Source organism: Azospirillum brasilense (assembly GCF_008365405.1).
Taxonomy (GTDB): Bacteria; Pseudomonadota; Alphaproteobacteria; order Azospirillales; family Azospirillaceae; genus Azospirillum; species Azospirillum brasilense_D.
Genome location: NZ_QOKV01000006.1, coordinates 147693 through 166419, shown reverse-complemented (window position 1 = coordinate 166419; position 18727 = coordinate 147693). Strand labels below are relative to the sequence as shown.

The window sequence follows — 18727 nt, the reverse complement described above, 5'->3', positions numbered from 1 at the left end:
CTTACGAACCCACGACCGTGACGGCCCGCCCGGCGGTCAGGCCGGGCAGGGGGGCGGTCACCGCCAGATCGCCGTCGGCCAGCCCGCGCACCTGCACGAGGTCGCCGCGCGCCCAGGTGCCGAGCACCTCGACCTTGCGGCGCTCCACCCGTCCCCCGGAGACGACCAGCACGAAGTCGCCGTCCTGGTCGTGGCGGACGGCGGCCGGGGGCAGGGCGAAGGCGCCCTCCACCTCGTCCACGACGGCGTCGCCCGCAGCGAACATGCCGCCGCGCAAACTGCCGTCGGCGTTGTCCAGGACGATGTAGACGGGGATGGCGCGGGTGCCGGCGCGGGCCATCGGGTTGATGCGGGCGATCCGGCCGACGAAGTCCCGCTCGCCGAAGCCCTCGACGCGCAGCCGCACGGTCTGCCCGGGCTTCAGCCGGGCCACGTCGTCGGCGGGCACCGCCGCCTCGACCTCGACGCGGCTGAGATCGACGACGGAGAACATCTTGGCGTTGATGGCCAGCGTCTCGCCGGGGTTGACCGCCCGTTCGGCCACCGTTCCGTCGATGGGGCTCGCCACCACCGCGTCGCGCAGCGCCTTGCGGGCGAGGTCCACCTGGGCCTCCAGCGCCGCGACGGCGGCCTGCTGGAAGCGGAAAGTGCTCTGCGCCTGGTCCATGTTGGTTTCGGACACGATGTCCTTCTGGCGCAGCGCCAGATTCTTGGCGCGCGTCTTGTCCGCCAGGACGAGCTGCGCCTTGGCGCCCTCCAGATTGCTCAGCTTCTCGTCCAGCTTGGCCTGAAGCTCCAGCGTGTCGAAGCGGGCCAGAACCTCGCCCTTCCGGACGGCTTGGCCCTCGCGCACCGGCACCTCGACCAGGCGGGCGGCGACCTCCGACTTCACCATGGACTGCTCCATCGGCTTCACGGAGCCGCTGAGCCGCACCAGTTCGGTCAGGCGGCGCGGCGCCATGCGGGTCAGCTCGACGGGCGACAGCTCCACCGCCCGTTCCGCCGGGGGCAGGCTGGCCGCGGCGGGAGGCACCGCGTCCGTGTGGCCCATGGTCTTCCACGCGACACCACCCGCGGCCAGCGCCCCGACGATCAGCAGGGGCAGCAGGAGGAGGCGTCGCGGCTTGGCGGCGGAACCATCGGAACGGGCGGCGTCGATCATGGGATGCGGTCCTTGGGGTCGACCCTCAGCCCGTTGAGGACGAGGTCGAGATAGGCGTCGAGGTAGGATTCGGCGGAGGCCGCGGCGGGGTCCGGCTCGAAGGGGCGCAGCGAGTGGTTCCACAGCGACAGCATGCTGAGCGGGGCGGCGATGACGCGGGCCATCTGCTCCACGTCGACGGGCCGGAATTCTCCGCGCTCGATGCCGCGGCGCAGGATGCGCGCGAAGAAGCGGCGGCCGCGCAGGACGACCTCCTCCATGTAGAAGCGGGCGAGGTCGGGGAAGTTCTGCGCTTCGGCGATGACCAGCTTCGACAGCCCGGCGTTGGGACTCTGCTCCATCTCCCAGAAGCCGCGGGTCAGGATGCGCAGGAACTCCTCGCTGCTGCCGGTGAAGCTGTCCAGCAGGTCTTCGCCCATCTGGAACTGCGGCAGGATGGACTGACGGACGACTTCTTTGAACAGTCCTTCCTTGTTCTCGAAATAGAGGTAGGGCAGCCCGACGCTGACTCCGGCCCGGCGGGCGACATGCTCCAGCTTGGTTGCGGCAAATCCGCGCGAGATGAACAGGTCGCGCGCCGCCTCGATCACCTCGGCGGGGCGGGCCTCCTTGCGCCGGGACCGGCGCGACGGGGGAAGGGGAGAGCTGTCCGGCATCGATTCGTGGCTATAAATGAACGTTCATTCAATATGGAATGGTCTCTGAAAAGTCAAGTGGTTGCGGGGCGGCGGAAGTCAGCCCTGCAAGTTCAGGGCGTGACAGGAATAGGTCTCTCGCCTGCATCGCCAAAGACCGCCACAGTGTCGATTGGGACAGAAAAAGGGCCAATACGGATGAACAGCATTTGCCTGAAAACCATTCCAATGGGCTATGAAAAAGGGAAAGGCCGTGGAATCAGGACATTACACCCGCCTTGTTGCTTGACAGCGGGCACCATTACATCGCAAAGAGAGGGTAACGCTTTCGATCTTTGTGCAATCAGCACGGACCCCTCCTCGTGGCTTATCGTGACTTCACCGCGGCTCGCACCGCCGGTGCCGCCCTGATTCTCGCCCTCGGCTTGGCGGGTTGCGCCTCGAACGCTCCGGAAACGGCGGAGCTTGCCGTCAAGGCCCCGGAGGTGGCCGTCGTCCCGATTGATCCGAACGACCCGCTTGGCCGCTGGGTCCCCCACATGCGCGAGGCGTCGGAGCGGTTCGACGTGCCGGAGAAGTGGATCAGGGCCGTGATGATGCGCGAGAGCGGCGGGCGTTCCGTCGTGAACGGCCGCACCATCACCAGCCATGCCGGCGCCATCGGGCTGATGCAGGTGATGCCCGGCACCTACGACATGATGCGCACGCAATACGGGCTGGGCTCCGATCCGTCGGACCCGCGCGACAACATCCTGGCCGGCACCGCCTATCTGCGCGAGATGTACGACCTGTTCGGCGCGCCGGGCTTCCTCGCCGCCTACAATTGCGGCCCGGCCTGCTACGCCTCGCACCTTGCGGGCAAGCAGAGGCTGCCGCGGGAAACCCGGATGTACATCGCGGCCTTGACGCCGAACCTGCGCGGCGTGGCGCCGCGCGAGCCGTCGCAGGCGGCGGGCGCAAGCGCGATCGAGGTCGCCATCGTTCCGGCGAGCGCCCCCGCGACGCAGTCTGCGGCGGTGGCCGCCAAGCCCGCCGTCAAGCCGGCGGCTCCGGAACCGGTCGCCGTCGCCGCGGTGGTCCCGGAACCAGTGGCGCCGGTGCCGCAAACCCCGGTCACCCCGGCGCCGGTCGCCGTGGCCGCTCTGGAGCCACGCCCGGCGCCTCTGGTGGTGGAGCCCATGGGTCGCGGCGACGTCCGCCCGCCCACGGAATTCGTCGCCGCCACCGACCGGGATGCGCCGGTCGCTGCCCGCTCAGGACGGACGCCGTCGCGCACGGTGGAAACCCTGGTCGCCGAGGCGATGCTGCCGCCCCACGCGGTCGGCAAGGGGGAACGGGTGGTCATCCGCTTCGTGTCCCAGCGCAGCGGCGGCTGCGGCAGCCTGGAGGGCCGCGACCGCGTCTGCGTCGCCCTGGCCGGAGGGGAAGGCGCGGGCCTGTAACGGCCTCGTCCGCTCCCGTTTTTCAGCATCGGCAACAACCAGAGACGGCGCCACCGGACGGTCGGGCGCCGTCTTCGGTTTTCCACAATAGCCTCATCCCCGCGTCCCCGAGCATATAGGTACTCGAACAATAAAGCCCCGGAGGAACCGCCCCGCGCGGCCCATCCGGAAGAACGAAGAGTTCGGGGGAACGCTGCAGATGAGGTGCGGAGATGGTAGCCGGTGCTGGTGAGCGGGCGAAACGCTCGACCTTTCAAGTCGTTGTGGTGGATTGCCTGATAGCAGGCGTCGTGGTGGCCGCCCTGGCGGTGTTCGGCGGCATGACCGCCATGGAAGCGACGCGGATCGCCGACGGCAACGCCGAGCTGGCGCAGCGGGTGGCCGAGAACCAGAGGATCGCGCTGGAGGCCGAACGGCTCGCCAAGCTGGGCGAGGCGGTGATCGCCAGCGGGGACGAGGCGACGCGCGGCGACGCGCTGACCAGCCTGGACGCCCACGCCGCGCGGATGTCGGCCAACGCCGCGCCGGAGATCGCGCAGACCGTCGCCAAGGCGGTTGAGGCCAGCCGGGAGGCCGCGGCCATCGGCGCCAAGGTCGACGCGCTGGACAAGAAATTCGGCTTCAACATCAGCCGCGCGGAAAGCCTGTCGGGCGACATCGCCCGTGGCCTGTCGGCGGCGATGCGCGCGACGACGCAACCGGCGGACGAGCAGGCGCTCGCCACGCTCTTCTCGACGATCCGCGACGCCAAGTTCCTGCTGACCCGCCTGCCGTCCCAGCTCTACCCGCCGGCGGTCGGCAACGACCTGCGCCAGTTTCGCGAGCACATGGCCAAGGCCATGGAGCTGCGCCGGCATCTGCCGGCCGCCGACGAGTTCGAGAGTGTTGCCGACGACATCGCGTCCTTCGCCGCACTCGACGAGGCCTTCGCGCAGCGCACCGAAACGCTGCGCCTGACCACCGACGCCCACGCCCACAACCAGGAGGTCCGGACGCTGGTCGACGGGCTGGTGCAGGGGATGAACGCCGCCTCCGACGCGGTGACCGCGCGCAGCCAGGAGGGCGCTGCGGCTCTGACCGCGGTGCTCGACCGGCTGACGCTGATCGCGCTGGGCGCCTTCCTGGTGATCGGGCTGATCGGCGGCCTGAACATGCTGTTGGGCTACCGCTTCATCATGCAGCCGGTCCGCGACGCCAGCCAAGCGCTCCAGGCGTTGGCCCGTGGCGATAGCGCTGTGCCCTTGCGCCCCTCCCCGCTGCGCGAGATCGCCGACATCCACGGTGCGGTCGAGGCCTTCCGCGACGCGCTCGACGCCCGCCAGCGCGCAGAGGAGACCCGCCGCGACCAGGAACGGCGGGCGGAGGAGGAACGCCGCGCCCTGATGGCGACGCTGGCGGACGGGTTGGAACGCAGCGTGCAGGCGGTGGCGGGGTCGCTGTCCGTGGCGGCGGCGGAGGTCACCGGCTCCGCCCGTGCCGTGGCCGGCATGGCGTCGGACACCGCACAGCGCACCCGCGCCGCCGCGGACGCCGCCGGCACGGCGACCAGCAATGTCGGCGCCGTGGCCTCGGCCAGCGAACAGCTCTCCGCCTCCATTGATGGGATCGGGCATCAGATTGCCCAGTCGCGCAACGTGGCGGAGGACGCCATCGCCGAATCCCGGCGCGCCGACGGCCTGACCAAGGGCCTGTCGGACTCCGCCCAGAAGATCGGGGAGGTGGTCGCCATCATCACGGCCATCGCCCAGCAGACCAACCTCCTGGCGCTCAACGCCAGCATCGAGGCGGCGCGGGCCGGCGACGCCGGCAAGGGCTTCGCCGTCGTCGCCACCGAGGTGAAGGCGCTCGCCTCCCAGACCGCCTCCTCGACGGAGGAGATCGCCACGCTGGTCCACGGCATCCAGCAATCGACGATGGGGGTGGTGGAGGCCATCGCCCGCATCGGCTCGACCATCGCCGTCATCGGCGAAAGCGTGTCCGGCATCGCCGCGGCGGTCGAGCAGCAGCGCCAGGCGACCTCGGAGATCACCCACAACGTGCGCATCGTGGAGTGCATGAACACCGACGTGTCGTCCAACATCGGCGACGTCAGCCGGGTGGCGGTGGACACCGGGCGTTCCGCCGACGCCATGATGGGGGCCGCCGACCGCCTGTCGGAGCTGGCCGGCACCCTGAACGGCGCGGTCGACGACTTCCTGCGGCAGGTGCGGGCGTAGCCGCCCGTTCCCTGTTTTGTCCGTTTGCCCGGGGCGGGCGGCGTGCTAACAGGCTGGACGACGACCACGCCTGCACTTTTTCGGACCCATGGAACTCCCCATTTCGCTCCGCCACGCGGTGGACCGCGCGCTCGACGGCATCGCCCTGTCCGACCTTAAGCGCGCGGCGGACCGCCTCTCCCAACGCTACCGGGCGGAGGTGCGGGACGGGCGCTTCCACCTGTCGGACGATCTGGCGGCGCGGGCCTATCTCGCGACCCGCCTGCCGGCCACCTTCGCCGCCGTGCGGTCCAGCATGGACGCGGTGGCCGAGGCGCTTCCCGATTTCGCGCCGGTCACCGCTCTGGACGTCGGGGCGGGACCGGGGACGGCGCTGTGGGCGGCGTCGGACTGCTGGGCCAGCCTGGACGACGCCCTGCTGATCGAGGGCAGCCCGGCCATCCGCGCGGTCGGCGAGACGCTGTCGCAAGCGGCGTCGCCCACCCGGATCGTATGGCGGGCCGGCGACGCCACGGGTGACCTGCCCGATCTGGAGCCGCGCGATCTGGTGACGCTGGCCTACGTTTTGGACGAGTTGGCGGAGCCGGCGCGCGACCGGTTGGTCGACCGGCTGTGGTCGCTCACCGCCGCGACGCTGCTGATCGTCGAGCCCGGCACGCCCGCCGGCTGGGCGCGCATCGTCCGGGCGCGGCAGAGGCTGGTCGCCGCCGGCGCCCATCTGGTGGCGCCCTGCGTGCACAGCGCCGCCTGTCCGTTGGCGGCACCGGACTGGTGCCATTTTTCCCGCCGGGTCGCCCGTTCCCGCCTGCACCGCATGGCCAAGGGGGCGGAGGTGCCGTGGGAGGACGAGAAGTTCGTCTACCTCGCCGCCTCCCGCCAGCCCGGCGCCGGCCCCGACGCCCGCATCATCGCGCCGCCCTGGAACGCCGGAAACGGACGGATCGGCTTCAAGCTCTGCGGCCGGGACGGCGCCCGGACGGAACGGATTCTCGGCAAGCGCGACGGCGCCGCCTTCAAGGCCGCCCGCCGGCTGGACTGGGGCGACGGCCTGTCCGCCCAGGACCAGCCGGAAGCATAGGCTCTACGCCGCGCGCCGCCGCCGCCGGCTCTCGCTGGCGCGGGATCGCTGTTCGCGCTCCAGCCGGCCGCGCAGGAAGGCCAGCACGGCGGCTTCCTCGGCCTCCAACTCGGAAAGCTCCTCGCGCAGCTCGGTCTCCACCTCGCGGGTCAGGGAGTCCAGCAGGTTGCCCTCCAGATAGGCGTCCAGAATCTCGGGATGGACGTAGCTCTTGCGGCAAACGCTGGCGGTGTTGCCGAGCCGGGCGGCCACCTGCTCGATGGCGTGGGTGACGTTGCGCTTGGCCTTGGCGGCGCTGTCGAAGGTCTCGAACTCGCGCAGCGCCATGGCGGCCAGAACGGTGCCGGCCCAGGTGCGGAAATCCTTGGCGGTGAAGTCCTGTCCCGTGGCGGCGCGCAGATACTCGTTCACGTCGCCGGAACTCACCGCGTGGCGCTGACCGTCGCGGTCGATGTACTGGAACAGCTCGTCCCCCGGCACGTCGCGGCAGGCGCCGACGACGCGGGCAAGGCGGCGGTCCTTCAGCGCGACGTTCCATTCCTTTCCGGACTTGCCCTTGAAGGTGAAGCGGATCTCCGTCCCTTCGATGTCCGCGTGGTCGTCGCGTAGGGTGGTGAGGCCGTAGCTGCTGTTCTCCCGCGCGTAGCTTTCGTTGCCGACGCGGATCAGCGTGGTTTCCAGCAGCCGGACCACGGCGGCCAACACCTTTTCCCGCGGCAGGCCGCGGCGGGCGAGGTCGTTGTCCACCTGACGGCGGATGGCCGGCAGGGCGTGGCAGAAGTCGAGCATCCGCCCGAACTTCGTGCCTTCGCGCATCTCGGTCCAGCGGGGATGGTAGCGGTACTGCTTGCGCCCGCGCGTGTCACGGCCGGTGGCCTGGAGGTGGCCGTCCGGGTCCGGGCAGATCCAGACGCCGCGGTAGGCCGGCGGGATCGCCAGCTTGCGGATGCGCTCCAGCGTGTCCTCCTCGGTCACCCGGGTGCCGTCGGGCCACCGATAGGAGAAGCCTTTGCCGGCGCGCCGCCGCCGGATGCCCGGCTCGTCGTCGCAGACATAGCTCAGCCCGGCGCAGGCCGCGGCCTCTTCCGCGTCGGGGCGGGGATCGGTGACCGTCAGTCCGTCCATGCTGGAATCCCATCGGTTGCCAGCCCATCGGCTGCCTGCGGGAAACATCGGCGCCGCGTTTTGGTTGCATGGTTGCGGCGGTCGCGCCGTTCGGCGACCATGGCTTCGGCCGTGATGCCCGCCGGCACCGAAGGGAAGATGACGATGGAAGAGACCAAGCTGACCGCCGCCCTGCCGAACCTGGACATCCAGATCCTGCACCGGGACGATCCGGAGCGCGGGGCCGAGACGATCGCCATCCAGATCACCGCCACGCCGTCCTTCGACGCGCTGCGCGGGATGATGGGGCCGGCGCTGCTGGCCTCTGCCAACCCGCTGCTCAACCCGGCCTTCGCCAACGCCAACCCGATGCTGGCCCCGTGGCTGGCCCCGTGGGCGGCGCCGATGCGGATGTGGAGCGACGCCATGCGGCAGGTGTGGGCGCCCTGGCTGCGCCTGACGCCGACGCGGAAGCCGTGACCAATCGCAGCCCGGTAACCGATCGTTAGTGCTATGGGCGGACCCTTTGCACGAGTCTCGTGTGGAGGGTCCTCATGTCCCAGGCGTCTTCGTGGCTGCGCGGTGCCGCGCTGTACCAGATCTATCCCCTCAGCTTCCTCGACCGGAACGGCGATGGCTGGGGCGATCTGGACGGCGTGCTGGACGGCATCGGCCATGTGGCGTCGCTCGGCGTGCAGGGGGTGTGGATCAGCCCCTTCTACCCGTCGCCGCAGAAGGATTTCGGCTACGACATCACCGACCACCGGGCGGTGGATCCGCGCATGGGCCGGCTGGAGACGGTGGACCGCATCATCGAGGCGGCGCATGGCCACGGGCTGAAGGTCATCCTGGATCTGGTCTGCGGCCACACCTCGGACGCGCACCCCTGGTTCGGCGACAGCTGTCGGTCGCGTGGCGGGGACTTCGCGGATTGGTACGTTTGGGCCGACCCGCGCCCCGACGGCACGCCGCCCAATAACTGGCTGTCGGTGTTCGGCGGCCCCGCCTGGACGTGGGAGCCGCGGCGGCGCCAGTATTACCTGCACCATTTCCTGTCCAGCCAGCCCGCCTTGAACCTGCACGACGAGGCGGTGCTCCAGGCGCTCGGCGACACCGCAGCTTTCTGGCTGGAGCGCGGGGTGGACGGCTTCCGCATCGACGCGGTGGACTTCTTCGCCCATGACCCGCAGCTTCGCTCCAATCCAGCGGCGGCCTGGAGCGGGGCGGAACCGCCGGCCAAGCTGTTCGCCCTGCAACAGCATCTCTACGACATGATGCACCCGGCCATTCACAGCGTGCTGGCCCGGCTGCGCGCGGTGGTCGACCGCTATCCCGACCGGGTGCTGCTGGGCGAGCTGTCGAGCCAGCCGGGCGCGGCGCGGCGCATCGCCGCCTATTGCGGGCCGCAGGGGCTGCACGCCGCCTACACCCTGTCGCTGGCCAAGCAGCCCTTCACCGCGCGGAACTTCGCCGGGGCGCTGACCGGCACGCCGCAGCCGGAGGCCATTTGCTGGAGCTTCTCCAACCACGACGTCGAGCGCGCCGCCAGCCGCTGGCTGCCGCCCGGCGCCGATCCGGAGCGCTTCAACGCCCTGCTGGCCACCCTGTTCGCTGCGCTGCCCGGCACCGTCTGCCTCTACCAGGGGGAGGAACTGGCGCTGCCCAACGCGGTGCTGGAGCCGGAGGATCTGCGCGACCCCTTCGGCATCGCCTATTGGCCCGACTTCCAGGGGCGCGACGGCAGCCGCACGCCGATGCCCTGGCGGTCCGCCGCCGCCAACGCCGGTTTCTCCAGCGCGGTCGAGACCTGGTTGCCGGTGGCGGAATCCCACCACGCCCTGGCCGTGGACGCGCAGGAGCGGCGCCCCGGCAGCCCGCTCGACGTCTGGCGGGGCGCCCTGCGCCTGCGCCGCCGTCATCCGGCGCTGACCCAGGGCGGCGTCGCGGCGGTGGAAGAGGCCGGCAGCGTCCTGGCCTTCGAACGGGCGGCGGAGGGCGAAGACCTGCTGGCCGTCTTCAACCTGTCCGACCAGCCGGCGGAATACGCGCTGAAGCGCAAGCCGCCGATGGCGGCACTCGACCTGCCGCGTCCGCCGGGCGCGCCGGTTCCCGAGGTCACGGCGGACGGGCGGACGCTGGTCCTGCCGCCGCTCTCCGCCTTCCTGGGGCGGCGCGGCTGAGGCGGTCGCCTAATCCGTAGGACCAGGGTAGACCTGTCATGCGCTTTTGTGCGATGAATCGGAACGAAAACGCTGCTTTGTTACAGTTGTGAAAATTCCCTCGCAACAAGTGGTCCGACGGGCCGCTTGAAACGAAAAGGGAAGGCGGAGTCCACGGGAGAAGAATCGTGAAAAGACGTGCGTTTCTGAAGTCGGCGGGTGCGGGCGCTGCGGCCGCGGGTGCGGGGCTGGCGGTGGCCGGCGTGGCCGCGCCGGCCATTGCGCAGTCGCAGCCGGAAATCCAGTGGCGCCTGGCGTCGAGCTTCCCGAAGAGCACCGACATCCTGTTCGGCGCTTCGGAGCTGATCGCCCGCCGCGTCGCCGAGAGCACGGACGGCAAGTTCCAGATCCGCGCCTTCCCGGGTGGTGAGCTGGTGCCCGGCCTCCAGGTGCTCGACGCCGTGCAGAACGGTTCGGTCCAGTGCGGCCACACCTGCGGCTACTACTATGTCGGCAAGGACCCGACCTTCGCCTTCGATACGGCCATTCCGTTCGGCCCGAACGCGCGCCAGACCACCGCTTGGTTCCAGGCCGGCGGCCTCGACCTGATGCGCGCCTTCATGAAGAACCACAACGTCATCCAGTTCCCGGCGGGCAACACCGGAGCCCAGATGGGCGGCTGGTACCGCAAGGAAATCAAGACCGCGGCGGACTTCCAGGGCCTGAAGATCCGCATCGCCGGCATCACCGGCCAGATCATGTCGAAGATGGGCGCCACCCCGACCCAGATCGCCGGCGCGGACGTCTATCCGGCGCTGGAAAAGGGCACCATCGACGCAACCGAATTCGTCGGCCCCTACGACGACGAGCGGCTGGGCTTCCATCAGGTCGCCAAGTACTACTACTACCCGGGCTGGTGGGAAGGCGGGCCGAACGTCTCGCTCTACGTCAACCTGCAGGAGTGGGAGAAGCTCCCCAAGTCCTATCAGTCGATCCTGACGGCCGCCTGCGCCGAGGCGAACACCTACATGATCGCCCGTTACGATTCGGAGAACGCCAAGGCTCTGAAGCGTCTGGTCGCCAAGGGCACCATCCTGCGCGCCTACCCGCGCGACCTGATGGAGCAGGCGCACAAGATCGCCTTTGAGTATTACGACGAGCTGGCGAAGACCAACCCGAACTTCAAGACGATCTACGAGAGCTGGAAGCCGTTCCTGGACGAGACCCAGCTCTGGTTCCGCGTCGCCGAGCTGCCCTACGACAGCTTCGTGGCGTCGGCTGGCACCAAGAAGTAAGAGCGTCCGCTTAAAGAAAGGCCCCCATCCGCATCGCGCGGGGGGCCTTTTCTTTTGGGATCAGCCGACGTCCTGCTGCGGCATCAGCTCCATTTGGCGCTTGGCGCCGGGCTGGGCCAGCATGCGGGCGTGCCACGCCTGGACATTGGGATAGGTGGCGATGTCGATGTTCGACTCCTCCACGAGGTCGATCCACGGGAAGGCGAAGATGTCGGCGATGCTGAGCCGTTCGGCCTCGATGAAGGTTCGCCCCGCCAGATGGCGGTCGAACTGGGCGAGCCCGCCGGCCGCCGCGGCGTCGATCCAGGGCAGGGCGTTGGCGTCGCCATGGAACTTGCGCACCGCGCGGGCGCGCTGGACCGGCAGCAGCACGTCGGCCAGCCAGGACAGCCACTCCGCCAGCTTGATCCGCTCCGCCTCGTCCCGCCCACCGAACCGGCCGGTCTTCTCGGCGAGGTAGGTCAGGATGACGCCCGATTCGGAAATGCTGAGGCCGCCGTGGACCAGGGTCGGCACCCGGCCGAAGCGGTTGATGGCGAGGTAGTCCGCCGACTTCTGCTGGCCGCCGCGCAGGTCGACATGGCGGTAGGCGTAGGGCACGCCGGCCATCGACAGGAACAGGACGACGCGGGTGGCGGGCTGTGAATTGACATTGCCGTAGACGGTGAATTCGGCGGACACGGTCGAAGAACCCTCCATGCTGGTCGCGCTTATCGGCGCGGATTGCCGAAAACCATGACCGCAAGCCCGCCGGGACACCAGAGCAAATCGCGGGGGCGCGATGCCGCGGGGGGAGGGAAGGGGGTTTCGCACCGCTTCACCCCACCCACATGTTATCAGAGCGGAACCGGGGCCGAGCGCTCCGGAGCGAACGATGGGAGAATGGGGCATGCGCCGTGTGGCCGCTGGACTGTTGATCGGGCTGATCGCCGCCGCCGTGGCCGGATCGGCGGGCGCGCAGCCGCAGGACGGCATGGCGCGGCACGGCATGGCGCTGTATGGCGAGCCGAAATACGGGCCGGACTTCCGGCATTTCGATTACGTCAACCCGGACGCCCCGAAGGGCGGCAAGGTGACCCTCCAGGCCATCGGCTCCTTCGACACGCTGAACCCCTTCACGCTACGCGGCGTGCCCGCGGCGGGGGCGACGCTGATCTACGACACGCTGATGACCGGGTCGGCGGACGAGCCCTTCACCGAATACGGCCTGCTCGCCGAAAGCGTGGAGATGCCGGAGGATCGTTCCTCCATCACCTTCAACCTGCGCTCCGGCGCGCGGTGGCATGATGGAAAGCCGGTCACCGCGGATGACGTGGTGTTCTCCTTCACCATCCTGACGGAGAGCCACCCCTTCTACCGCAGCTATTACGGCGCCGTGGATAAGGTCGAGGCGGAGGGGGAGCGCCGCGTCCGCTTTGCCTTCAAGCCGGGCGACAACCGCGAGCTTCCGATGATCGTCGGCCAGTTGCCGGTGCTGCCGAAGCATTATTGGGAGGGCAAGGACTTCCAGTCGACCACGCTGGAGCCGCCGCTGGGCAGCGGCCCCTACCGAATCGCGTCGTTCGATCCGGGCCGCGGCATCACCTACGAGCGGGTCGCTGACTATTGGGGCCGGGACCTACCGGTGAATGTCGGGCGGAACAATTTCGGCAGTATGGCCTACGAGTATTACCGGGACGCCAGCGTCGCCCTTCAGGCCTTCCGCGGCGGGCTGTACGACTTCCGCCAGGAGAACGTCGCCAAGACCTGGGCCACCGGCTACGACTTCGACGCGGTGCGCGACGGCAAGGTGGTGAAGGAGGAGATCGCCAACGAGGTGCCGGCGGGCATGCAGGGTTTCGTGTTCAACACGCGCCGCCCGGTCTTCGCGAACCCCAAGGTGCGCCAGGCCATCGCCTATGCCTTCGACTTCGAGTGGACGAACCAGACCCTGTTCTACGGCGCCTACAAGCGGACGGAGAGCTATTTCGAGAACTCGCCGCTCCAGTCCAGGGGCCTGCCGCAGGGCCGCGAACTGGCGATTCTGGAGCCGCTGCGCGGGAAGATCCCCGCCGAGGTCTTCGAGAAGACCTACCATCCGCCCAGCACGGAGGGCCAGAACGGGCTGCGCCGCAACCTGCTGGAGGCCAAGCGGCTGCTCGACGAGGCGGGGACCGACGTGCGCAACGGGGTGCGGGTCGACGTCGCGACCGGCAAGCCGCTGGACTTCGAAATCCTTCTCGACAGCCCGACCTTCGAGCGGGTGACGCTGCCCTTCATCGAGAATCTGAAGCGGCTTGGCATCCGGGCCAGCATCCGCACGGTGGACACGACCCAGTACGAGAACCGCACGCGCGACTTCGATTTCGACATGGTGGTCCATGTCTGGCCGCAATCCCTGTCGCCGGGGAACGAGCAGACCGGCTATTGGGGATCGGCCTTCGCCGACCGTCCGGGAAGCCAGAATCTGGCCGGGGTGCGCAGCGAGGCGGTCGATCACCTGATCGGCGAGATCGTCCGCGCCGGCAGCCAGGAGGATCTGAAAGCCGCGGTGTCGGCCCTGGACCGGGTGCTGCTGTGGAACCATTACGTGGTGCCGCACTGGTACTCCGGCGTCTACCGCGTCGCCTATTGGAACCGGTTGAAGCGCCCCGACACCGTGCCGCCCTATTCGCTCTCTTTCGACGCTTGGTGGCTGTCGGACGCCTCGTCCGCCGGCGCACGCAAGGCGCCGTGACCAGGGGGAGGCCGAATCCATGGACGCCCATTCTTCGGACCGGACGCGGACCATCCTCGTTGTCGATGACAACGCACTGATGCGCAAACTGTTGGTTCGTTGCCTTGAGGAGGGCGGACACCGCGTGGTGGAGACGGACGACCCGCGGGGCGTGCTGGATCTGATGCGCGCGTTGAAACCCGATCTGGTGATCATGGACGTGGTGATGCCCAGCCTGTCCGGCGTCGAGTTGATGCGGCTGATCCGTGCTGACCGGGCGTTGGCGCGCACGCTGGTCGTTGCGGTCACCAACCTGTCCACACCCACGGACATGCTGCGCTTTTCCAGCGCCGGGTTCGACGGGCATGTGCCCAAGCCGATCCAGCCGAAAGACTTCCTGGCTACGATCACCCGCTATCTGGATGGCAAGGGGGAGCGGATATGAACCCATTTAAAAACAGACAATTAGGTTATTTTTACAACGCATAACTTTAAGAATCAGAGAGCCTAAGTTTCTTGATAAAGGAAGTTGGAAAACAACCTTAATCATTTGAAAAGAAACGAATTTATCAGCTCCCGCTGTCTCCTTGGTCGGCGACTGCTCCTCACCGGCGGGCAGGCCGTGCTATAGTCCTGTCGTTCTTGGCCGTTTCACCGCTCAGCCCATGAAGGTCATCGCCGCCGTTCCGCTGTTTCTTGTGCTGCTGGCTGTGCCCGCGGCGGCGGACCCGATGCGGGTCGAGCGGACCGATCCCGGCCATTTGCGTGCCTTGAATCGCTCATCCCTTCCGCAGGAGGTCATTCCGCCCCGCACCCGCCATGTGCGCAGCCAGGCGGTTTATAACCTGCCGAAGGGTCTGGACGGGTTGACCCGTTACGACGCCGCTCTGTCGCACCTGTGTCAACGGGGTGCCTTTGGGCAGGAGATGGACGGCTTTTACTGGGCTCGGACGCCGGACAGGCGTTATGGCGTCGCCTTCTCCGGTGGGGCAAACCTGTCCGACCCGCAGAACAAGCGGAAGACCGGTCAGGTGTATTTCTTCGACGGCCAAGACAGCCGGTGCAACGTCTATGTCGGCGATCAGGCCAAGCTGATGCCGCATTACGTCGGCCCATGAGAACAAATGGAAAAGGCCCCGCCTGACGGTCCGTGCCGGGCGGGGCGGCAGGTTTCTTTACTGTGCCATGAAGGACGCTATCGTGTCGCCGGCCTTGGCGATGTTGGCAATGCCGTCGAGATGGCCGAGGCTGGTGGTGATCGCGTCGGTGTAGGTGACCGCGACGCCCTGCTTCTCCAGCCGCTCCTTCAGCGGATGCATGGCGCGCTCCGGCGGGAAGACGAGGTCGTCGGCGGAGGGGATCAGCAGCACCGGCGCCTTGATCTTCGCCAACCCTTCGTCCAGAGCCCCGCCGCCGCCCACCAGGAAGGTCTGGTTGGCCTTCACCAGATACAGGAAGTGGTTGGCGTCGCTGACCGCGGCGCGGGCCGCCGCCGCCTTGTCCAGCCACGCTTCGATGGCGTATTGGTTGTTCATGCTGGCAGCGGGGTCCTTGCCTTCCTCCGCCCAGCCGCGGCCGAAGGTGGCGTCCGCCCATTTCCAGTGGCGGGCGTGCAGGGTCACCAGCTTCAACGCCTCGGTCAGCCCGGCCTTGGGCTCCGCCTTGCCGTAGTAATCGCCGCCCTGCCAGTTCGGATCGACGCGGATGGGGGCCGCCCACAGGTTCAGCCAGCCGATCAGGAAGGGGTCGGCCTCGGCCCCGCCGATCACCGCGACCACGCGTTTGACCAGCTCCGGATGGGAAGCCCCCCATTCCAGCGCCTGGAGCGATCCCATGGACCCGCCCATCACCGCGTGCAGTGACTTTACATTAAGACTGTCCAGCAATGCCTTCTGAACATTGATGAAATCGCGGATGGTGACGACCGGGAAGCTCATGCCGTAGGGCTTGCCGGTGTCGGGATTGACGCTGGCCGGGCCGGTGGTGACGACGGTCGGGTCCTTCGGCGACAGGTTCACCAGCGTGTCGGAACTGATGATGAAGAACTTGTCGGTGTCCAGCGGCTTGCCCGGCCCGATGATGGAATCCCAATAGCCGGGGGCCGGGTCCTCCATCTTGTACTTGCCGGCGGCGTGGCTGTTGCCGCTGAAGAAATGGGTGACGAGGATGACGTTGTCCCTGGCGTCGTTCAGCTTGCCGTAGCTTTCCCAGCCGATGCGGACGTTCTTGATCGTGCCGCCGCCCACCGTGGTGTAGGACGGCATCTCGAACACCTTCTTCTCCACGAGGCCCTCGAAGGCCAGGCCTGGCGCCGCACAGAAGAGCCCGGCAGCCAGGGCCAGGCCGCCGAGCCGTTTCGCCAGAGAACGCATGTCGTCCCTCCCGTTTCTCAGGTCCCTATCGATGCGGGGAGGGAGTGTAAGGGGGTGCGACCGTCCGTCCAGGCGGGCAATCGGCCTAAACGGTTGGGGGAACTCAGCCCAGCCGGACGGCGGTTCCATTGATGGAAACCATCAGCATGCCGTTCTCCTTGCCCAACACCTCGTAATCGATGTCCACGCCGACGATCGCGTCCGCTCCGAGCGCCCGCGCCGATTCCTGAAGATCGGCGAAAGCGGCTTCGCGGGCGTCGCGAAGCGCGTTCTGGTAACCGCCGGCCCGACCGCCGACGATGTCGCGGATGCCGGAAAACAGGTCGCGGAACATGTTCACGCCCAGAATCGCTTCGCCCGCGACCATGCCGAGATACTGGGTGATGCGACGGCCTTCGACGGTGTCGGTGCTGGTGACGATCATCGGTTCCTCCGGATGTGGTTTCGCGCCTTCCAGATGGCGGCGCGCACGGCGTGTCGCAATGGGTGGGGAAAGGGCGCAGCGGGAGATGAGGGGAGTCGGACGCGATACTGCGAAATCGCAGCGCATCCTCGGCGAAATTGCGACATAAGCGAAGAAACCTTGCGCGTTCCTTCAACGTTCTCTCTTATAAGGGCGCTCTTTCGGCGGGAGGACGGCAGTATGGACGACACGCGGCGGGCGATCCTGCGCTGGATGACCGGCGTGATGGAGGCCCAGGGCTGGAGCGCCGGGGCCTGGGCGCGGCTGGCCGAGGTCACGCCGACCAACATCACGCGCTTCCTGCGCGACCCGGCGCGGGGCAGCGTTCCCAGCGCGGAAACCCTGGGCCGCTTGGCCCGCGTCGCCGGTTCCGAGCCGCGCTTTCTCGATGAGGCCGCCTATCCCGCCGTGGCACGGGTGCCTCTGCTGTCCGTCGAACAGGTGCATGACTTTCTGGAGTTGGGGCGAAGGGCCGGGGAAGCCTTCATCGCCGCAGCCCTGACGGGCGGGGCGCGAGGCATTGCCGTGGACCGTCCGGCGTCGCGCCGCGCCTTCGCGCTGACCATCGCCTCCTCGAGCCTCAACGCCGCCGGAGTCCTGCCGGACGACTGCGTGGTGCTGGAACCGTTGGACGTGCTGGCCCCGCAAGCCGGCGACGTGGTGGTTACGGTGGGCGACGGAACGGTGTGCGGCTACCGCTTCTTCCCGCCCCATCTGCTGCCGGTCAGCACCGACCCCGGCTGCCGCCCGACGCCCATCGAGCGCGCCAACGTCGCGGGGGTCGCGGTTCACATCACGCGCTGCCTGCGCGCCTGATCGCGTGTATTTGGCGGGAATCTGGAAGAAAAGCCGCCAATCCCGGCGGTGAAATTCTTTTTTACAACCCCCTTTGACGCCACGAATCCATAACCATTTGTGCCGAGTCGCCCGATTCGGTCACAGCGAGACCGCGGCCGCGCTGCATTCTACTTAGTTTTTTGAAAAGGTTCGAAGATTCGATCCTACGGCCAAGCCGCAGGTTCTCTTTTTGTTCTTGAATCCTGCGTGTTCGCAGCCCATATTCACGATACGGTTTATGGTTAACGGCGATGGCGCTGCGAAGACGCATCGACTCGAAGCCAGAGACGCAGAGAAACGGCTGGGGGCCGGCAGGGGAATGGCGATTACGGACGCGCAGCGCGCCGCGCGGGCAGGGCGGATCGGGTCTTCCGACGCCACCCGCATCATGGCGGGCGACTGGCTGAACCTGTGGCGCGAGAAGACGGGACGGTCGGCTCCCGCCGATCTGGGCCTCGTCGCCGCGGTGCAGATCGGCATCGCGACCGAGCATCTTCACCCGCGCTTCGTGGAGAAGGTCACCGGCCTTCGCTGCGTGCCGGCGGAACGGACCTGGGTCCATCCGGAGCATGACTGGATGGTTGCTCACCCGGATTTCCTGACCTGGGAGGGCGACACGGACAGCGGCGCGCCGGACACGCTGGTGGAGGCGAAATTCACCGGCGGCTTCCAAACGGATGCGGAGCTGGCCCAACGCTACCACTGGCAGGTCCAGCACCAACTGGTGGTCACCGGGCTGGATCGGGCGATGCTGTCCATCCTGCGCCCCACCGGCCACGCGCTTGTCCGCGTTCCGCGTCGGGAAGCGGATTGCGGGCGGCTGATGGCGACGCTGGACGCCTTCTGGTGGCACGTCGCCAACGATGTTGAGCCCGGCGATCCGTTGCCTGCGGACGCGCCATCCTACGAGACCCGACGGGTGGTCGACATGGCCCGGCACAACCGCTTCGCCGCCCTGGCCGCGGAGCTGGTGGACCGCCGCGCCGCCGCCCTCGTCGTCCGCGAGGCGGAGACCGCCCTGAAGGCGCTGATGCCCGCCGACGCGCGCATCGCCTTTGTGGCCGGGGAGGAGCCGGGCCGCGGCCTTTACCTCGCCCGTGACCGCGAGGGACGCCTGTCGCTGCGCTACGGCGCGCCGCCACGGCGGGCGCTCGACACCGCCGAACCGTGGCAGCCCGCCACGGCTGATCCGTCCCCTGACCCGACCCTGGACGCTGTGCTCAGCGGCGGCTGGGGTGAGGGGAGAGACGAACGCTACTGACCAAAATG

The 18727-nt window shown here is 68.3% G+C and carries 17 protein-coding genes; 11 read left to right on the top strand and 6 right to left on the bottom strand.

Translation table 11 applies throughout. The annotated features are described in order from the left end of the window. Window position 1 precedes the first annotated feature (1 nt). Both DS837_RS12435 and DS837_RS12430 read right to left on the bottom strand, forming a co-directional pair. On the bottom strand, window positions 2-1162 hold the full coding sequence (locus DS837_RS12435) for an efflux RND transporter periplasmic adaptor subunit (protein WP_149165039.1): 1161 nt from the start codon (window positions 1160-1162) through the stop codon (window positions 2-4). Next, entirely contained in the window at window positions 1159-1818 is a 660-nt protein-coding gene (locus DS837_RS12430; protein ID WP_149165038.1) for a TetR/AcrR family transcriptional regulator, read from the bottom strand. Before DS837_RS12430 ends, DS837_RS12435 begins: the two co-directional genes overlap by 4 nt. Window positions 1819-2159: 341 nt before the next feature. On the opposite strand from DS837_RS12430, the gene DS837_RS12425 reads away from it, so the two are divergent. From DS837_RS12425 to DS837_RS12415, 3 genes are all read left to right on the top strand, one after another. Next, complete coding sequence (locus DS837_RS12425) at window positions 2160-3239, top strand: lytic transglycosylase domain-containing protein (protein WP_149165037.1); 1080 nt, start codon at window positions 2160-2162, stop codon at window positions 3237-3239. A gap of 212 nt (window positions 3240-3451) precedes the next feature. Beyond that, complete coding sequence (locus tag DS837_RS12420; RefSeq protein ID WP_247889899.1) at window positions 3452-5455, top strand: methyl-accepting chemotaxis protein; 2004 nt, start codon at window positions 3452-3454, stop codon at window positions 5453-5455. 88 nt (window positions 5456-5543) lie between these two features. Then, a complete protein-coding gene (locus DS837_RS12415) occupies window positions 5544-6533 on the top strand; it encodes a small ribosomal subunit Rsm22 family protein (RefSeq protein WP_149165036.1) in 990 nt (329 codons plus the stop codon). A gap of 3 nt (window positions 6534-6536) precedes the next feature. Here DS837_RS12415 and DS837_RS12410 read toward each other — a convergent pair whose 3' ends face one another. After that, window positions 6537-7658, bottom strand: coding sequence for a DNA topoisomerase IB (locus DS837_RS12410; protein ID WP_149165035.1), 1122 nt, complete (start codon window positions 7656-7658; stop codon window positions 6537-6539). A 144-nt stretch (window positions 7659-7802) separates the two neighbouring features. Between DS837_RS12410 and DS837_RS12405 the strand changes: the two genes are divergently transcribed. The 3 genes from DS837_RS12405 (at window position 7803) to DS837_RS12395 (ending at window position 11091) form a co-directional block, all read left to right on the top strand. Beyond that, on the top strand, window positions 7803-8117 hold the full coding sequence (locus DS837_RS12405) for a hypothetical protein (protein ID WP_149165034.1): 315 nt from the start codon (window positions 7803-7805) through the stop codon (window positions 8115-8117). A 74-nt stretch (window positions 8118-8191) separates the two neighbouring features. Beyond that, entirely contained in the window at window positions 8192-9817 is a 1626-nt protein-coding gene (locus DS837_RS12400) for an alpha-amylase family glycosyl hydrolase (RefSeq protein ID WP_149165033.1), read from the top strand. 167 nt (window positions 9818-9984) lie between these two features. Beyond that, on the top strand, window positions 9985-11091 hold the full coding sequence (locus DS837_RS12395) for a TRAP transporter substrate-binding protein (protein WP_145623558.1): 1107 nt from the start codon (window positions 9985-9987) through the stop codon (window positions 11089-11091). A 60-nt stretch (window positions 11092-11151) separates the two neighbouring features. On the opposite strand, the gene DS837_RS12390 is transcribed toward DS837_RS12395, so the two are convergent. Next, window positions 11152-11772, bottom strand: coding sequence for a glutathione S-transferase family protein (locus DS837_RS12390; RefSeq protein ID WP_247889898.1), 621 nt, complete (start codon window positions 11770-11772; stop codon window positions 11152-11154). Between the two features lie 208 nt (window positions 11773-11980). On the opposite strand from DS837_RS12390, the gene DS837_RS12385 reads away from it, so the two are divergent. The 3 genes from DS837_RS12385 (at window position 11981) to DS837_RS12375 (ending at window position 14904) form a co-directional block, all read left to right on the top strand. After that, window positions 11981-13807, top strand: a complete 1827-nt coding sequence (locus DS837_RS12385; protein ID WP_149165031.1) for an extracellular solute-binding protein — start codon at window positions 11981-11983, stop codon at window positions 13805-13807. Window positions 13808-13826: 19 nt separating this feature from the next. Continuing rightward, window positions 13827-14231: a response regulator gene (locus tag DS837_RS12380; RefSeq protein WP_149165030.1), complete on the top strand. Its 405-nt coding sequence runs from the start codon at window positions 13827-13829 to the stop codon at window positions 14229-14231. A gap of 220 nt (window positions 14232-14451) precedes the next feature. Next, complete coding sequence (locus DS837_RS12375; RefSeq protein ID WP_149165029.1) at window positions 14452-14904, top strand: hypothetical protein; 453 nt, start codon at window positions 14452-14454, stop codon at window positions 14902-14904. 57 nt (window positions 14905-14961) lie between these two features. Here DS837_RS12375 and DS837_RS12370 read toward each other — a convergent pair whose 3' ends face one another. Then, window positions 14962-16158, bottom strand: a complete 1197-nt coding sequence (locus DS837_RS12370) for an E22 family MetX-like putative esterase (protein ID WP_149165028.1) — start codon at window positions 16156-16158, stop codon at window positions 14962-14964. A 103-nt stretch (window positions 16159-16261) separates the two neighbouring features. Further along, window positions 16262-16582 (bottom strand): heavy metal-binding domain-containing protein, encoded by a 321-nt coding sequence (locus DS837_RS12365; protein ID WP_149165027.1) that lies wholly within the window; start codon window positions 16580-16582, stop codon window positions 16262-16264. A 219-nt stretch (window positions 16583-16801) separates the two neighbouring features. On the opposite strand from DS837_RS12365, the gene DS837_RS12360 reads away from it, so the two are divergent. Beyond that, window positions 16802-17437: an XRE family transcriptional regulator gene (locus tag DS837_RS12360; RefSeq protein ID WP_149165026.1), complete on the top strand. Its 636-nt coding sequence runs from the start codon at window positions 16802-16804 to the stop codon at window positions 17435-17437. Between the two features lie 340 nt (window positions 17438-17777). Further along, a complete protein-coding gene (locus DS837_RS12355; protein WP_149165025.1) occupies window positions 17778-18719 on the top strand; it encodes a YqaJ viral recombinase family protein in 942 nt (313 codons plus the stop codon). Window positions 18720-18727 lie beyond the last annotated feature (8 nt).

What these genes read in the sequence shown, in the direction of transcription:
- DS837_RS12410 (WP_149165035.1), bottom strand. Translation starts at nt 7,658, where the DNA reads ATGGACGGACTGACGGTCACCGATCCCCGCCCCGACGCGGAAGAGGCC.
- DS837_RS12420 (WP_247889899.1), top strand. Translation starts at nt 3,452, where the DNA reads ATGGTAGCCGGTGCTGGTGAGCGGGCGAAACGCTCGACCTTTCAAGTC.
- DS837_RS12380 (WP_149165030.1), top strand. Translation starts at nt 13,827, where the DNA reads ATGGACGCCCATTCTTCGGACCGGACGCGGACCATCCTCGTTGTCGAT.
- DS837_RS12385 (WP_149165031.1), top strand. Translation starts at nt 11,981, where the DNA reads ATGCGCCGTGTGGCCGCTGGACTGTTGATCGGGCTGATCGCCGCCGCC.
- DS837_RS12400 (WP_149165033.1), top strand. Translation starts at nt 8,192, where the DNA reads ATGTCCCAGGCGTCTTCGTGGCTGCGCGGTGCCGCGCTGTACCAGATC.
- DS837_RS12365 (WP_149165027.1), bottom strand. Translation starts at nt 16,582, where the DNA reads ATGATCGTCACCAGCACCGACACCGTCGAAGGCCGTCGCATCACCCAG.
- DS837_RS12360 (WP_149165026.1), top strand. Translation starts at nt 16,802, where the DNA reads ATGGACGACACGCGGCGGGCGATCCTGCGCTGGATGACCGGCGTGATG.
- DS837_RS12435 (WP_149165039.1), bottom strand. Translation starts at nt 1,162, where the DNA reads ATGATCGACGCCGCCCGTTCCGATGGTTCCGCCGCCAAGCCGCGACGC.
- DS837_RS12430 (WP_149165038.1), bottom strand. Translation starts at nt 1,818, where the DNA reads ATGCCGGACAGCTCTCCCCTTCCCCCGTCGCGCCGGTCCCGGCGCAAG.
- DS837_RS12370 (WP_149165028.1), bottom strand. Translation starts at nt 16,158, where the DNA reads ATGCGTTCTCTGGCGAAACGGCTCGGCGGCCTGGCCCTGGCTGCCGGG.
- DS837_RS12415 (WP_149165036.1), top strand. Translation starts at nt 5,544, where the DNA reads ATGGAACTCCCCATTTCGCTCCGCCACGCGGTGGACCGCGCGCTCGAC.
- DS837_RS12355 (WP_149165025.1), top strand. Translation starts at nt 17,778, where the DNA reads ATGGCGATTACGGACGCGCAGCGCGCCGCGCGGGCAGGGCGGATCGGG.
- DS837_RS12375 (WP_149165029.1), top strand. Translation starts at nt 14,452, where the DNA reads ATGAAGGTCATCGCCGCCGTTCCGCTGTTTCTTGTGCTGCTGGCTGTG.
- DS837_RS12405 (WP_149165034.1), top strand. Translation starts at nt 7,803, where the DNA reads ATGGAAGAGACCAAGCTGACCGCCGCCCTGCCGAACCTGGACATCCAG.